Annotated in this window: 15 protein-coding genes and 1 pseudogene; 1 reads left to right on the top strand and 15 read right to left on the bottom strand. The window is 65.8% G+C overall.

Features of this window, described 5'->3' with window-relative positions:
* Positions 1-322 precede the first annotated feature (322 nt).
* On the top strand, positions 323-637 hold the full coding sequence (locus tag KXR83_RS25275; protein WP_023954655.1) for a hypothetical protein: 315 nt from the start codon (positions 323-325) through the stop codon (positions 635-637).
* Between the two features lie 124 nt (positions 638-761).
* Here the strand turns inward: KXR83_RS25275 and KXR83_RS25270 are convergent, their stop codons facing one another.
* The 15 genes and pseudogenes from KXR83_RS25270 to KXR83_RS25200 form a co-directional block, all read right to left on the bottom strand.
* Positions 762-1,547, bottom strand: coding sequence for a class I SAM-dependent methyltransferase (locus KXR83_RS25270; RefSeq protein ID WP_023954653.1), 786 nt, complete (start codon positions 1,545-1,547; stop codon positions 762-764).
* 70 nt (positions 1,548-1,617) lie between these two features.
* Positions 1,618-2,307: a hypothetical protein gene (locus tag KXR83_RS25265; protein ID WP_152537972.1), complete on the bottom strand. Its 690-nt coding sequence runs from the start codon at positions 2,305-2,307 to the stop codon at positions 1,618-1,620.
* 386 nt (positions 2,308-2,693) lie between these two features.
* Positions 2,694-3,101, bottom strand: a complete 408-nt coding sequence (locus KXR83_RS25260; RefSeq protein WP_023954649.1) for a hypothetical protein — start codon at positions 3,099-3,101, stop codon at positions 2,694-2,696.
* A gap of 229 nt (positions 3,102-3,330) precedes the next feature.
* Positions 3,331-3,759 carry a hypothetical protein gene (locus KXR83_RS25255; protein WP_437427118.1) on the bottom strand — a complete coding sequence of 143 codons (429 nt, stop codon included), beginning with the start codon at positions 3,757-3,759 and terminating at the stop codon, positions 3,331-3,333.
* Between the two features lie 71 nt (positions 3,760-3,830).
* The gene (locus KXR83_RS25250) at positions 3,831-4,076 is read right to left on the bottom strand and encodes a hypothetical protein (protein WP_152537971.1); all 246 of its coding nucleotides are present in this window, start codon (positions 4,074-4,076) and stop codon (positions 3,831-3,833) included.
* A 121-nt stretch (positions 4,077-4,197) separates the two neighbouring features.
* A complete protein-coding gene (locus KXR83_RS25245; protein ID WP_023954642.1) occupies positions 4,198-4,455 on the bottom strand; it encodes a hypothetical protein in 258 nt (85 codons plus the stop codon).
* 164 nt (positions 4,456-4,619) lie between these two features.
* Positions 4,620-4,850 (bottom strand): annotated as a pseudogene (gene nrdH / locus KXR83_RS25240) (glutaredoxin-like protein NrdH); the annotation flags it as partial.
* A gap of 42 nt (positions 4,851-4,892) precedes the next feature.
* On the bottom strand, positions 4,893-5,612 hold the full coding sequence (locus KXR83_RS25235) for a hypothetical protein (RefSeq protein ID WP_023954638.1): 720 nt from the start codon (positions 5,610-5,612) through the stop codon (positions 4,893-4,895).
* Positions 5,613-5,671: 59 nt separating this feature from the next.
* Positions 5,672-7,087, bottom strand: a complete 1,416-nt coding sequence (locus KXR83_RS25230) for a hypothetical protein (protein ID WP_152537970.1) — start codon at positions 7,085-7,087, stop codon at positions 5,672-5,674.
* Between the two features lie 30 nt (positions 7,088-7,117).
* Entirely contained in the window at positions 7,118-7,861 is a 744-nt protein-coding gene (locus tag KXR83_RS25225; protein ID WP_023954634.1) for a DUF4913 domain-containing protein, read from the bottom strand.
* Positions 7,858-9,633: a type IV secretory system conjugative DNA transfer family protein gene (locus KXR83_RS25220; RefSeq protein ID WP_023954632.1), complete on the bottom strand. Its 1,776-nt coding sequence runs from the start codon at positions 9,631-9,633 to the stop codon at positions 7,858-7,860. The genes KXR83_RS25225 and KXR83_RS25220 overlap by 4 nt, the downstream gene beginning before the upstream one ends.
* 25 nt (positions 9,634-9,658) lie before the next feature.
* Positions 9,659-10,210 (bottom strand): hypothetical protein, encoded by a 552-nt coding sequence (locus tag KXR83_RS25215; protein ID WP_437427117.1) that lies wholly within the window; start codon positions 10,208-10,210, stop codon positions 9,659-9,661.
* Complete coding sequence (locus KXR83_RS25210) at positions 10,207-12,240, bottom strand: transglycosylase family protein (RefSeq protein ID WP_023954628.1); 2,034 nt, start codon at positions 12,238-12,240, stop codon at positions 10,207-10,209. Before KXR83_RS25210 ends, KXR83_RS25215 begins: the two co-directional genes overlap by 4 nt.
* Positions 12,240-12,605 (bottom strand): hypothetical protein, encoded by a 366-nt coding sequence (locus tag KXR83_RS25205; RefSeq protein WP_023954626.1) that lies wholly within the window; start codon positions 12,603-12,605, stop codon positions 12,240-12,242. Before KXR83_RS25205 ends, KXR83_RS25210 begins: the two co-directional genes overlap by 1 nt.
* A complete protein-coding gene (locus tag KXR83_RS25200; RefSeq protein ID WP_023954624.1) occupies positions 12,602-14,614 on the bottom strand; it encodes a hypothetical protein in 2,013 nt (670 codons plus the stop codon). Before KXR83_RS25200 ends, KXR83_RS25205 begins: the two co-directional genes overlap by 4 nt.
* Between the last annotated feature and the right edge of the window lie 13 nt (positions 14,615-14,627).

Here is a 14,627-nt window from a genome sequence, read left to right as displayed (position 1 = left end):
GCTGGACCCGACCGGCAGAGGTCAGGCACGATGGATCACACGGTGGAAGCCCGCTCTGAACGCTTTCGCGATCACCTTCGCGGACCGTTGGCCCGGATCAGAAACCTACTAATGGAAAACGGCCGAAACACCGTTAACGGGATAGTCCCTCGCCCGAATCACTGGCCATAGTGTGTGGTGGGTCTTTATGGTGGTGACCCTCTTTGCGGGTGGCATTACTTGGACGGGTGCCAGTAGTTATGGCTACGGCTACTTCCTTGGCGCCACGTCCCCCGCTGGGTGGTCAGGGAACTGGACGGCCAACACTCCGATTCAAGCGCCAGTGGCTATCGCGAATTTCTCTGCATCGTCGTCGTATCAGGACCCGTGGACGCAGTTGGAGGTGTGGTCGTTGGTGACGTTTGCGGTGGTGCTCATCGCCGCTGCGGTCGAGGCGATTGCAGTACGCCAGGTAGTACCGGGGATCGTGACGGTAGCCGCGCCGTGCGTGGCGTTTGGACTGCTGTTGTTGGCTACCCCCGGTGTCCTCGACGCTGTCGAGTTCAGCACGATGGCCACCGTGGCTGTGGTGTTGGTTGCAGTCGCCGTCCGTGAAACTTGGGCACGCCGCTTCGCCCCGACGCTTACCGACGAGTGACTAACGAGCCAGCTGCCGTCGGCGGCTATTCCCGCACAGACGAAGTGGATCTGTACTGAACCAGTGCTACCGCCGTCATCGTGCGGTCGTAGCGGTACTTCTGGTTGGGATGCCGTCGATTCTGTTATTCGGCGATGATCAGTCGGTAGCCGCCGTCGTAGTCAGTTTGAGCGGTTAGGTGTCCGTAGCGCCGGTCCCATGTTCCGTCAGCGATGTCGGTTCTCAGTTGTCGGATCCCGGTGTCGACCGCGTGCTGGTCGAGTTGGGCCAGGCCTGAGCAGCAGGCACGGACAGCGGGGTTGAGGTAGGCCTGTGGCCGCTGCCAGTTTGCGACCAGGACACCGTCGCGCATGTCGGCGGGGACGCGCAACGTGCGGATGTCCTCGGATTCGAGCAGGGACGCGAGACGTTCGACCGAGGGTGCACGGCCGAGCTCGAAGTGAGCGATTTCGGGAATGTAGTCGCAGAGCCAAAACTGGGCGTGCAGCGTGGGGTCGTAGGTGAGGACGACTTGTCGGCGCGATACCCGACGAAGTTCGGCAATGCCAGCATCCACGTCTGCCCAGTGATGCACGGTCAAGATGGCGAGCGCGACATTAAACTGACCGTCCGCGAACGGCAGGTTTTGAGCCACTGCTTGGACAACCGGGGCGCTGGCCTGCGTCCGCTGCTCGATCATGGTCCGCGATGGCTCCACCGCCACCACAGTCCGGTCTGTGGGTTCGTAGGAGCCAGTGCCCGCGCCGACATCGAGCACCCGCAGACCATCACCGATAGCGCATTCGATCTGCCGCATCCATCGCGGTTCTGGCTGGCGGCCGGTGGCATAACCGATCCCAATCCGGTCGTAGACCGGTGCGACACCATTCACATCGTTCCGGCGTTCGCCGCGCTGACCTTCTTCAAGCATGTGCCGTCCCCCTTTGCTCGTCACGACCATAGATACGGCCAAGCGGTAAACGGGCCGCATACAGATGAATTCAGCGTCCTGCGCTGGCTTGGAGCGTTTGAACGGTGGTGACGAAGTCGGCGGGTTTGTCTACGGAGATTGCTAGTCGTCGGGTGTATGCGTCAGCCATCTGTACGGGGTGGTTGAACTCGATGGTCACGGTGCCCTCGCCGTGACACAGTCTGCCCACGTTGGTGTGCGGGTCAATGACTAAGCCCGACCGGCCGGTGTTGTGCGTGGTGGCAACACGGCCGAGCCTCACCTGATCGAGGGGCAGTCGGTACTCGTAAAAGATGCTGTCACGCAACACGATGAACCGTTCATTCACTTCGTGCGGAAGGGTGCGCAGTGACGCGAGGATCCCCAGGATCCAGGACACTGCGTACAGGTGAACTGCGGCCAGAACCCACAGCCACCAGCCGTGGCCGAACATGGCGCCCACGACGAACTCGATGATTAGCCCTTCGAGGACGAGTAGCCCGATGACCATGCCGAGCAGCGGTCGGAGATCGCGGCCATAGGAGAATTTACCGCGACCCGGCCGGCGATGACGCGGCCAGCGAGCTAACGCCCACCACGCTCTGGCTTCGATCCCCATTGCCTGTGCGGCACGCCGGGGGAGCACTGAGCGCAGAGCCGATTGAGTTGCTTCCCAGCGACTTTCGCTACCTGCGCTCGCAGCGCTCCGATAGTGGTGCACGGCGGCCACAATCACTGTCAAACCAACGACCGCTAAAGACGCTTCCACGAGCACGAACACCCATACCGCCCGCGCCAGACTCAGCACGCCACCAGCCACCAATGACAGTTCGACTAGCACCACAGTCGGAGTCAAACAGGCAAGCGCTCGGCGAGTCCGGACTGTTGCCACCACGCTCTTCCTCCCTCCCCAGAGAAGGCCCAACAGCCAGTGTAATGACGAACGACGAGACAGGCTCAGCAGTCGAAACCCGCAGAGCACACGGCCCCGGATGGACATGGGCGCTCGGATTCGAGCGAAGTCGGCTCGGGACGGCTGAGTGCCGCTCTACAAGGTCAAATATTGGATGGACCGCCGCGATGTCGGTGACTTTTACGCCCTTCGGGCGGCGTCAGGATCGCGGTCGGCTAGGGGTCGACGTAGAAGCTGCCGGCGCTGGGAGTGACGGCGTAGATCCTGGGTTGACGCGGGTACTCGCCGGTGACGACGACCTGTCCTGGGCCGGTGCGGGTGGCGGCGCGGCGGTGGGGGAAGTCGAGGATGGTGCCGGCGGCCCCGGTCGACAGGTTGCGCCAGTGGAAGACATAGCCGTACCCGACCGGTGTCGGGTTGATGTGGCTGTCGCCGTAGAAGACGCGAGGCTGGTAGATGCCAGCGCCGCCGTAACCCCACACGGCGCCGGGCACCTGCAAGGTGATGGACGACTTCAATGACGGCTGCGGCGGAGGGGCGGCCGCAGCGGTTGGGGCCGCCCACAACGATGCAGCGGTGGCCACACTGAGCAGAGCGCACGACATCACACGCTGACGTTTCATCGCTCGACGGTATAGGCCGCAATCATCCTGCGGTAGTCCAGGACTGGCGCAGCATTGCCTTGATAGGGGTAAGCCTGGTCCCGGTGCTCGCGGTCTAGGGGGGTGCGAGCACCTGGATGCGACGGGGGGAGTGTCGCATTGGGACCAGGCTCGGTGGTGAACGTTAGCAGTGCGCACGGACATTCGTGGTGTCACTGGGAGGTGTTTCGACACACACGGCACTGAATGGCTAGCGGGTTGGGCCGATTGGGTTGCGGCGAGGCGTGTCGTGGATGGGTGTGGAGGGTGCGTGTCCGTTGGTGGCTCGGGCGATGTCGTGGCGAGGGTGGCTGGCTGTGGCGTCGAGGACTGACGGCGGGCCTTGGGCGCGGTCGTTGTCGCGTTGTTGCCGGCGTTGGGCGACTCGGGTACCGAGCTGATTGCTGGGCGGGTCAGTGGATGGTTCTTTCTGGATCGCTTGGGCTTGCTCGAGGAACACTGAGGCTTGGGCGCGCTGCGTCTCGGAGGACTCCGGCCGGAGTATGAGGTCGGCGCATTGGGTTTCGGCGTGGTGGGCGAAGGAGCGGCGTCGGGTGCTGCCGGGGGGTTCTCTGTCGGCGTCGATCAGGTTCTGTCGGGCGTCTTCGAGGAGGTAGGCGGGATCGTCGGGAATGCTCACTGGTGGAGGTCCTTTGGTTGAATGGGTAGAGCCGCCGACACGTGGGGTGTCGGCGGCTCCAGGTCCGGGCGTTAGATCGTTTCGCCCCAGAAGTAGTACGCCTGCACGGGCCAGAAGTCGTGGAAGCATCCCGACACCCTGATGTAGGGAGTCATCGCCGTTTGGCAGGCCTGCATCGACGGGTACGGGCCCACTTTGTAATTGGGCCAGTTGGGATCGTCGGCGTTGGCGGTGCCTGCACCGGCTCCTACCGCGATGGTGGCAGCGGCAACGATTGTCATTGCGCTGGCGGCGATTTTGGAGCGTATCGAGGTCATGGTGATCCTTGTCTTTGGTTGCAGAGAGTTGCAGAAGACTGATTGCTGTATGCGATTGCTTGTGTCGAATCGTTGAATGTTGCGGCTGTGTGGCTCCTTTCGAAGTGGCCGTGCGATCGGGCTAGTCCCGGTCGCTGAGGTCGTAGGTGTGCGCAGCGATGCGCAATCCGAAGGTGCGTGGTGTCGCGATGAGTTCGGCTGCTGCCTTCCCGGCGGCGGCGGGGTGCGCACCGTTGACGGGTGTGAGCACGAGATAGACCTCCCCGGCGCTGGCGGGGTGGGCGTCGACGGTCACTGTTCTCAGTTGCTTGGTGAGGCTGGCTGCCCATTGGGTGTCGGGTTGGACGCCGCTTGGTAGTGCCGCGCGCACGATCACCATCTCGTGCGCCCCTGCTGGCGTTGAGCTGGTGGTGTCACCGGCTGGGTGGAGGCGGCGTGGGTGTTCTCGGGTGGCCCGGCGACCAGGGATGCTGTCGTCGCCGGGACGGTGGTGGCGCGCAGCAGCTCCGACATTGCTGCTGCGGTATCCGGCGGTGACGGTGAGGAAGAGCGCTGCTGGGCTGCTACTGCTTTGACTCTGTCCGGGCGGAACCCAGACCAGTGGTGCTCGCCGGCAACCACCACGGGCGCTTGCTGATAGCCCAAGCTCATCACGTAGTCGCGGGCGTCGGGGTTGGTGGTGATGTCGACGGTCTCGTAGTCGATGCCAGCTTTGTCGAGCGCTTTGTAGGTGGCGGTGCACTGCACGCAGGCCGGTTTGCTGTAGACGGTGATCGGGTCCGCGGGCTGTTGGGGCGATGGTGCGCTCAAGGGTGCTCACCGGCCTGAGGCGGCCGGTGTGGCCAGCAGGTCGGAGAGGCGGTGTTCGTGCCAGTCGCGGTACCCGGGGGCGTCGAGGCAGATGGCGGTGGCCGGGTTCTCGGCCGAGTCATCAACGTGTGAGAGTGTCACGGCCACCAGGTGTTTGACCCCGGCGCGGGCGAGCGCCGCAGCGTCGAGGCCGGGGTGGCTGTGGTGGATGATGACTCGCACCATTTCCAGGCCCTGATCGTCGCGGACTTGGCCGGCGAGCCAGACCGCTTTGCGGGCGGCATCGGTGGCCACCGCCAGCTCGTCGGTCATCTTGTCTCGGTCGTTGGGGTGCACGTTGCCGAACCACACCGGGTCTCCGGCCAGGTCGGCGATCGCGAACGCCGGGACGATCTCGACTTCATCGGGGTCGTCGCGGCTGGGTTTCTCGAGGAGTTCGCCTGCGGTGTACAGCTCGACGGTGGGCGCATCGGCTGATGAGTCCGACAGGTGGCGGGCTTTGTCGGCGAGGGCCGCAGCGGCGTCAGCACGCATCTGGTCGAGGTCGATGCCGAGCTGTTTGCGTAGTTCCGTGCGCACTTTGGGCCATAGCGACTTCCCGCCGTGGCGCTTCTTCTCGCAATATTTGAAAAGTGCGCTGGGTGAATCGAGGTCGTGGAGCTCGTCGGCGTGCTCGGCGACGAACTCTTTGGCCTTGGCCCATTCTTCTGCGCGGGATAGCGCCATGAGGGGTACTCCTTCTCACTCGGGTGGTTGGTTGCAGAGATGTCGAACGTTCCTCGGGGTCAGCGTGATTGGCGGTGCTGGGGGCCCTGGGTGTTGGTGAGGTTGCGGACCTGACCGGTGGTGTTGGCTTTGCCGGCAGTTTTGGCTTTTGCTCCGACCGCGGCCTGTGGCGGATGGGCGGAGCTGATGTCAGCGGCCATCCGAGCGGAGATCGCTTCCTCGGTCGCTTCGGTGTTCTCGCGCACCCATGCTTCGGTCGCCTCCCGCCTTTCCACGGTGTCGTAGCCGGCAGGACGCTGATCTGCCGCTTTCGCTGCCGCCGCATCGAGGTTCGGGCCCGTCGCGTCGGTGGCCAGTGTTTTCACTGCTGCCACTGTCGGTTCGGCGTCGGCGGCCAGCTGCGCACCAGAGGCGATGACGTCCGCCAGCGGCGACGGCGTGCTGTCCGGGGAAAGGCCGGTGGTGGGATCGGGCATGTTCAGCAGCGAGGCAGCTGGGTCATCGGGTGAGGCGGTGTTGGTGTTGGTCTGCGGCAGATTGAGCAAGGGTCGTGATGGATCGATGTCCTCGACCTGGTCGTCGCGCTCCGGGGTGGGCGGCAGATTGAGCAGCGGTGACGGCGTGCTGCCAGGAAGGCCGGTCGCGCTGCGCTTCTTGCCGGCGAGCATCGCGCGGATCTCTTCTCGCGCTTTGGCGGCGGCGGGGCTGTACTCGACAGGGGTGTGGGCCGGTCCACCGTCGGCGTCAAGTTCGGCGTCGACTTGGGCGTCCTCACGGTCGGCGTCAGCAATGAGCGAATCGGCGAGGTTCTGGGCGGTGAGCCGGTCACTGCCAGCGTCTTGGCCTTGCTGCTGTTCACGTTTGCGTTCGGCATCACGTTGGGCGCGTTGGCGGGGTGTCATGTACGCCTCCGCCAACGCCGTGTCGAGGTCTTCCTCGGACACGTCGGCGAGGTTGAGTCCTTTTTCGGCGCCGACGCGTTCTTCGATGACCTCTGCGGCGTTGATCGCCGCTCCGGACTCGCCGCGCCATTCCTGGGCCTGGCGGTACGCGGTCGCAATCTTCTCCGGTGTGGCGTTCTCCCACCACTTATCGCGATCGACTCGATTGAGCTGGTACTCAGCGATCCGGCGTGCGGTCTGATGTCGTTCCCGGTCAGCGAACAGGGCATCGCGAGCGGCGTTCCGGTCAGCGATGGCCTGGTCTCGAGCTGCTTGCTGTTTGGCCCGATCTTGCTCCCGGGCCGTCTGTTGCGCCGCCCGATCCTTCTCTGCTTCGCGAGTGCGCAGCTCCCGCTCCTGCGCGTCAATGTCGGCTTGGCGTTCGCGGGCGATGCGTTCGAGTTGCTGCTGACGCTGCTGACGTTGGCGGGCGCGGTGCTGGGCCAATTGGGAGGCCATTGCCAACGCCACCCGCATCACCTGCCCAAACGCTCGGCCTACTTCCTGCTCATGGCCGGTATCTGTCTCACTCACAACGGGTTTCCTTTCCTAGGGGTGTGCGGGCTATCGGCTGGGAGAGGCCGCGGGTTGCGGCGTTCTACCGGCCTCGGCCGAGGGCGCTGGTGGTGGGGTGGTGCGGGTACGCACGGCGTCGGTGACCTCAGCTGGGGTGTCTTCAAACAGCCCTGGCGGGGTCGGGTCGCACGGAAGCGGCGGAAGAGACTTCGCGTGGTGGGTGGCTTTGCAGCCGACCAAAGGTCCGCTCGGGGAGGTCAGCGCATTCATCAGGGGCAGCAGGTAGTCGCGCTGCCACACCGCAGGCCCGGTGCCTGGGTCGTTGCGCAGCACCTCGAACGACAGCCACAACCCGGTTAGTGTGACGACTGCTGGTTCGTGCTCGAACCAGCGTGGGCACCACAGATAGTCGCGGCCGTGCACAACATCTCGGCGAAATACCCGGGCGATGTAACCGGTCACGAAGGCATCGAGGGTTTCGAATTGCAGTTGCGGTTCTGGCGGATACACCAGGTCAGCAACCGCTTCGACAATCGCTTCGTCCACCGCCGCAGGGGTGAACGCTTGGTGCACTGCGCGAGCGGTGTCTGCCTCGAACTGAAGGAGCAGCTCACTGCCCTCGATCGCAGAGCTGAGCGGATCGCCGGTCGCTTTCGCAAGGACCTGCCCGATGGATCGTTGGGCAGCGTCACCCAGCGTCTCGACCAGTTTGTCAGCGATAGCTGCGACAGTTTCTGCACCGGGGTCACGAGGTGGGGCAGGAGCGTCAAACCCGTTGTGGTCCAGAGTCATCGCGCAGATCCTCCGTCGTTCAGGTCGAGGAGGGTTTTGGCAGCGTCGTCTTCGTCGGTGGCTTGCTGGGCCTTTTTGCCCAGTGGGGTGTTGAACCAGAACTCGGTCTCGATCAGGACCGGGGCGGCTGACCCTCCGAACGCGATGACGCGGCCGAACGGGATCGCTCCGAGGTCGGCGACGTCGAGGACGCGTTCGGTTTGGGTGCTGCGCGAGGTCGAGCCGCCTCCGCCGCCGGAGCTGCGGGATACCGACTGGTACTGGTACTGGCCGATCAGTTGGGAGAAGTCGCCCAGGGGGTCGGTGTCTTTGATGCCGCCGCCGTAGATCGCGACTCCTGCCGCATCCCAGAGCGTCGACCAGCCTTCTTTGCCGAAGGTCGCCACGCCCTGGCTCCAGGACTGGAACATCGCCGAGAGCAGGATGCCGCGCGAGCCGTAGTGGGTGTACTTCTCGGCCATGGCGGGCCAGCGCAGCACGTTGCCGGCCTCATCGAGCTGGCAGACCAGCGGCACCTGCAGACGTCCACCCTGCTCGGCGGCGAACTGCTCGGCGGCCTCGCACACTGCCACGGTGAGCAGCGTGGCGATGGGTCCAGCGGAGCTGCCGTCACCCTTGCCTCGAGACAGGACGTAGGCGGTGTCTTTGGACCGCACGAACGCGTCCGGGTCGAAGTGTGGTCGGCCGTCGCCGGGGTCGGTGATCCAGGCTTGGATGGTGGACATGGTGAACACTGACGCCCAGTTCAGGGCTGTTTCGAATACACCGCCACGCTGATCGGATGGGGAGGCGACCGCGGCGCGGACTTCGTTGGCGAGCCGGGGCCATCCGTGGCGGTCGAGGATCTCAGCGGCCTCGCTGGCGTCGGTGGGAATGGCGGTCCAGGCGGCGACGATCGGTGCGGGTTTGCGGTCGAGTGCAGCAGCGAGCAGGAGGCATTTGAGCAGGCGAGAGGCTGCTTTGTGGAAGAACTCGGCGCTGCCTCCGCCGCCCCCTCCGGTGGGCACGCCGTCGACGGCCAGGACAGAGACCGCTTTTTCGGCGGTGTCGTCGTCGGTGATGTAGGTCAGGGGGTTCCACCAGAAGTCCGGTTCGTGGTTGGCGATCTTCTGGAGGTCGAACAGCCAGATCCGGCCCATGCGCCGGCGCAAGGCGCGGGTGGCTTTGACCATGTAGTCGTACTTGTTTGAGGTGGCCAGCACCGCGCCGGGCGCAGCGAGGATGCCGGGGATGATCCGGCTCAGGGTTTTACCGCGTCGAGGTCCCCAGATGTCGACGGTGCAGGTTTCCCAGTTGGAGTACAGCCGTCTGCCGCCGGCGACTGCTTTGCCGAGCGGAAGCCCGGGACCGAATGCTCGGGGGACGCCCAGGGTTGCGGCTTTGGCGAGGGCACCGCGTTCGGTGAGGAACTCGATCTGGCGGCCGCGGCCCATCAGACGGGCGGCCCGGTCGAAGTCGCGGGCTGCGGGGTTGGAGCGGCGCACATACAGCCACACACCTGCCGCGGCCAGCCCGACGAGCAGAAGCGTTTCGGCGACGGCAATCGCCGTCATCGCACCGGTCCAGGGCGTCTTGTCCTGGGCAATGCTCAACGTCAAGGCTGCCGGGTTGATCGGAGCATTGTCGGCGCCGGACAGGTGAACTGAGGACACCAGCACGATCGAGACCACCGCGAGAACGGTGATGGCGATGCCGGCGAGGACTAGCCCGGGGTCGGTGGCAGATTCGCGTTTACCGGGGGTGACCCGGCGGGTGGTGCCCATCATGTTCATCGGTGTCTCCTAAAGTGCGGCAGGGTTATTCGGCGTTGTCGGGGTAGGTGGCGAGTTTCCAGGTGCCCTCGACCTGGCGGAGCTGGGCGTGGACGGTGAACGAGCGGTAGGGGGTGGATCCGCCGTTGAGGTGGAGGACGGTTTGGGTGACGTTGGCGCGTCCGAATGCCTTGCCGGGGCTGGTGAGGGTGGCTTGGGCGTCGGTGACGCGGGCGGTGATCAGATCACCGGAGCTGCGCCACCCGGCCCATTCGGTGCTGGTGCGCACACCGCGAGCATCGGGGGTCTGCGCTGAGGCGAGGGCGTCACCGGTCAGGTGCGGGGCCGCGCGGCGCAGGGCGTCAGTGGGGGATTTATCGGTCACCGGTTCCCAGCTGAAGATCGCCGTCAGAGCTCTGGTCAGCGCCCCACTGGGCGCCGGGGCGTCGACGAGTCCTGGTGGGGCGGTGTAGTGCTCACCGTGCTCGTGGTCGGTGTGCGGGCGGTGGTCGTCGCTGGATCCACACGCGGTGATGCCGAGCAGGGCCAGCACCGTGACCACGGCGACGGCGAATGTGGTTGCGGGGGTGCGGGTCATCGTTGATCCAGTCCTTGTTGGGCGAACTCGTGCATGTAGCGCACGACATTGGTGCCGTAGGGGCGGGTTTGGACGTCGTAGTCGCCGCCGGAGGGCTCACCACCGGCCTCGAGGATCGCTCCGACCCCGGCGTTGTAGGACTCGGCGTAGAGCTTGGGTGCGCCGCCGTCGGCGGGGGCTTTGACGGTGCCTTTGGCGATCGCCTCGTCCACGATGCGGGCGTTGTCGCAGGAGTAGCGGCCTGCGGCCATCACCGCATCGCCGATGTCGGTGGGTGAGGCAGTGCCGTTGCCGTCATCGTCTTTGGCCCACGACGGGTAGGTGTAGTCCATGAACTGCATGGGGCCTCGGGCGCCGACGGGGGACACCAGCGAGGCGTTGAAACCTGTTTCCTGCTTACCGATTCCGGCGAGGAACGCGGAGCTGATTTGCGGGCACAGCTTCCCGGCTTTGCGGAACCAGGGTTCGTACTCCGGGGGCACTTTGCCGGCCGCGAGGTTGTCGACCCCGCCGCCAGGGGTGCCGCCCTCGGGCTGGTCACACTCGGCGGTCGGAGCGCTGCCTGAACCGTTGACCCCGGGCGCGGTGTAGACCTCGTTGCCCTTGGGAGCGCCGCCGCCGACGACGGTGACGTGCACGTGGTCGAAGTGGTTTTCGGTGGGGGTGCCGCGGTCTCCCATCGTGCTCGGGGCACCGACTGCGGGGAAATACTGCTGCCGCCAAATGGTGTATTCGACGTGAAAGAAGTCTTTGTTGTCCAGGACGTACTTGTTGATTTCGTCGCCGAGCGCGATCCCGTCCTGGGAGGTGTAGTTCGGGATCATGAAGTCGACGGCGCGACCTTCAGGGTGATCTCCGACCGGCCCGCCGCCGGCGCGCCATCCGCCGATGGTCTGGATCTGAGGGAACTTGGCGGCCACGGCACGCGCAACGCGCACCGAATCGACCTGGAGCTGGGCTTCGGTGCCCTTGGTGGCCGGTAGCGGTGGCAGCGGTCCGCTCTCGGCAGCAGCCTTGGCGTCCGGAGCGGGCGCGGGAGTGGTCGCGGCGTTGACGAAGGCCCCGGCGGGAGCGGGCGTTTTGTTGGTGACCCCGGCTTCTACGGACGTGGTCGGCCACGCCCCCCATCCCTGGGTGCCCAGGACGCGGTTGGCGACCTCCATTTGCTGTTTGCGGGTGGCTTTGTCGGCGGTGGCGGCGTATTGGCCGCCGCCGTTGCCGGTCCAGGTTTGCGGATTGAACTGCAACCCACCGAAATAGCCGTTGCCGGTGTTGATGGCCCAGTTGCCGCCGGATTCGAGCTGGGCGACCTTGTCCCAGTCCGCCGCCGAGACCACCGTGGAGTCAGCGGGTGGGGGAGCACGCGCTCCTACCGGGGCTGGAGCGGGAGCCGGTGCGGGCTCGGCCGGGGGTGCGGGTTGGGCAGGTGGGGGCGCGCTTCCGGGTTCGGGGCTGTCGTTGACCCATCCGGCCGGGTCGATGGCGGTGCCGCCACCGAAGTCGCGGTGCCCCCCGTCCCAGACCTCGAAATGCAGGTGTGGACCGCTTGATTGGCCGTTGTTACCCAGCGCGGCGATGTGTTGGCCGGCGGTGACGTGTTGGCCTGGTTTGACGAGCACGCCGTGGGGCCACATGTGCCCGTACACGGTGGACCACTTGTGGCCGTTGATGTTGTGGTCGAGCACGATCCACTGCCCAAACCCGGAGGCGTCACCGGCCGCGATGACGGTGCCGTCGGCGGCGGCGTAGATCGGTGAGCCGTCGTCGCCGGCGAGGTCGATGCCCTGGTGCATGCTGCCGTCGCGGGGCCCGAAACCCGAACTGATCACGAAGTCAGCGGTTTTCATTGGCTTGACCTGCTGGCCGGGCGACAGACTTGCGCCGGCCGGTGCGTCGATGACGCTGGAGTTCAGGGGAGCGCAGGCATCGTCGTCGCTGGCGACCGAGGACACGATGATGCCGCAGGCACCGAGAAACAAGACGATGCCCAGGATGAAGGCCATCGCCCCCTTCGCGGCGCCCTCACCCATCAGAGACCGTCGCGGTAGTGGCGGCGGGCGAGGTCGGTGAGTTCGCGGTTGATGCGCTGGGCCACCGCGAGGCGGGCTTCGTACTCGCGTTCGCGCACGCCCAGGGTGTCGTCCCGGCCGACGCCGGCCAGTTTGCACCAGCGCAGCACCGTGGTCACCCCGCAGCCGATACTGACCGCGACCTCGGTGGCGGCAGCTGAGACAGACATGCCGGTGTTGCGCAGCAGTTCACGCACGGCTGAGACGGCCAGCTCCTGCACTTCGACGGGGTGCGCGGCCCGCGTCGGGTTATGGGATCCGAGTCGCTCGAGGAGGTCCTCGACCACCTCATCGCCCGAACCGTCGGTGGCGGCGTCGGCACTCATCGACGTGCCCCCGTGGCGTCAGCAGTCGCCTGCTCGGCGGCAAGGGTGGTGGGCCGTCCCCGCTTGAACCGGCTGTTGGTGTTGTGCAGCTCCAGGGCGCGTTCGGTGGGCGTCAGGTGCATCTGCACGGGGATGCCGGGAAGATCGCTTTCGCCGTTTTTGATGAGGAACTTGCCCATGCCGGGCGGGATGGAATGCCCGCCGGTTTGTTCGGCCCGTTCCCCGGCGGCCCACCGGTCTTCGCTGATCTCGGGGACGACCGGGTCGTCCACGCCGCGCGGAGTGGTGGCCCACTCGGCGAGGGTGGCTGATTCTTGGGCGTTGAGGTTGACTTTGCCTTCCATCAATTTGGCTTCCTCGATGGGCAGCGGAAAGCAGATCGTGGCGCGGGCCCGGTCAAGAAATCCCATGGCGCGCTGGCGATCTTCCATCGAGTCGAACGCCTGGAGGTCTTTGACGGTGTGGGTGGTGAACAGGGTGCCGGTGCCTTGTTTGCGTTGCACGCGGGTCACTTCATCGACCCGCTGCACGATGCCGTTACCGACGCCGAGGACCAGCGAAAACTCGTCGCACACCAGGTTGTAGTTGCGGGGGCCTTGCATGCCGGCGTCGGTGAGTTTGTGAGAGGCCTCCACGGCCGAGAAGCCGTCGGACCAGCACGCCAGCAGCACCGCTGCGCGCAGGGCGTGGTCGCTGTCGGGGATGTTGGACATGTCCACGCACACCCCGAGGGCATCGATGTCGATGGGCGTTTCGGTTTGGGCGTTGAAGATTTCCCCGAACTGTCCCGAGACCATCTGGTCCAGGGATTGGCGCAGGTTCTCGGTCAGCAACAGGTAGCGGTCGATCGCCAGTTCGTCGCTCGGGCGCCGGCCCAGGGAGCCTGAGGCGTCGAGCAGGTCGCGGGCGCGGGCGAGTTCGGGGTCGGTGTCGGTGGCGGTGGCGGTGGCATCGATCAAGGTCTGCGGCACTTTGCGCAGCAGGTCGAGCACGTCGCCGGGGATGGGAGCGTGGGTGAGGGTGAACTCGTTGCTCGAGGCGTACAGCACGCGCAGCGCGGTGGTGAGCAAGGTCCGTTCGTGCGGGGCGATGCGTTTGCCGGCCGAGATCTCCAGCAACCCGATGGCCGCAGACACCTGGCGGGCCCGCATTTCTCGTTCGGCCATCTCCCGGTGCGCAGCGGGCAGGCGGGCGATGAGTTTGCCGAACGCGCCGACGGCCAAGGGGTTGAGCGGATGGCCGAAGCCGACCGCTGACACCTGCGGGGCGTACGGCTGCCCGGTCTCGGGATTGATGACGACATTGCCGTAGTCGTCGCGCTGCACCATCTTGCGCATCAGGTCGGTGAAGTCGGGGCGATGATCGCCCATGATCAGCGGTCGCACCCCGGTGGCGATGTCGTACATCACCTGGCGTCTACCGAAGGTCGACTTACCGAAACCGTTGAGACCGAACACCATCGCCGACGGTGCGGTGATCTCCCCGGCTTCAAACCACTCGATCGCCGAGAACCCGACGATCGCACCGGTCACCTGATGAATGCCGGTGGGTGCGCCGGTCAACGGCGCCGAAGCACCGATGGGGAACGGGTAGAACCCGGGCACCTGAGCGGTGGTACCCCGAAACTCGTTGGGACGAGGCACGTGGGCGACGGTGCCGCCGCCTTTGCCGTCATAGCCGGCGTCGGTACGGGCCAGCGACGGAATGTCGAACTCGATGGGGCGTTCGTGGGCTTCGCGGCGCTGCTGGCGGCGACGGGCATCGTTGTCCAGGCGGGATCGGGCGACCGCGGCTTTGATGCCGAGGCCACCCTGGCGGGTCTGGTCGGCGAGATCCTCGCGCTCTTCCTCGGAGTACAGCTCGCGTTGCTTTTTCTTCTTGACCTTGGTGGCCGGGGGCGGGGTGGTCAGGGTGCCCGCGTGTAACGCCAGCACATCCTCGTCGGCCGGGACCGGGGTCTGCGGGTCGCGGTGACGGCCGCTGCGGGAGGACAAATCGGTAATGGTCATGAGCGCTACCTAC

It is taken from the genome of Williamsia muralis (assembly GCF_051487485.1).
Taxonomy (GTDB): Bacteria; Actinomycetota; Actinomycetes; order Mycobacteriales; family Mycobacteriaceae; genus Williamsia; species Williamsia muralis_B.
This window is presented reverse-complemented; position numbering and strand designations above follow the sequence as displayed.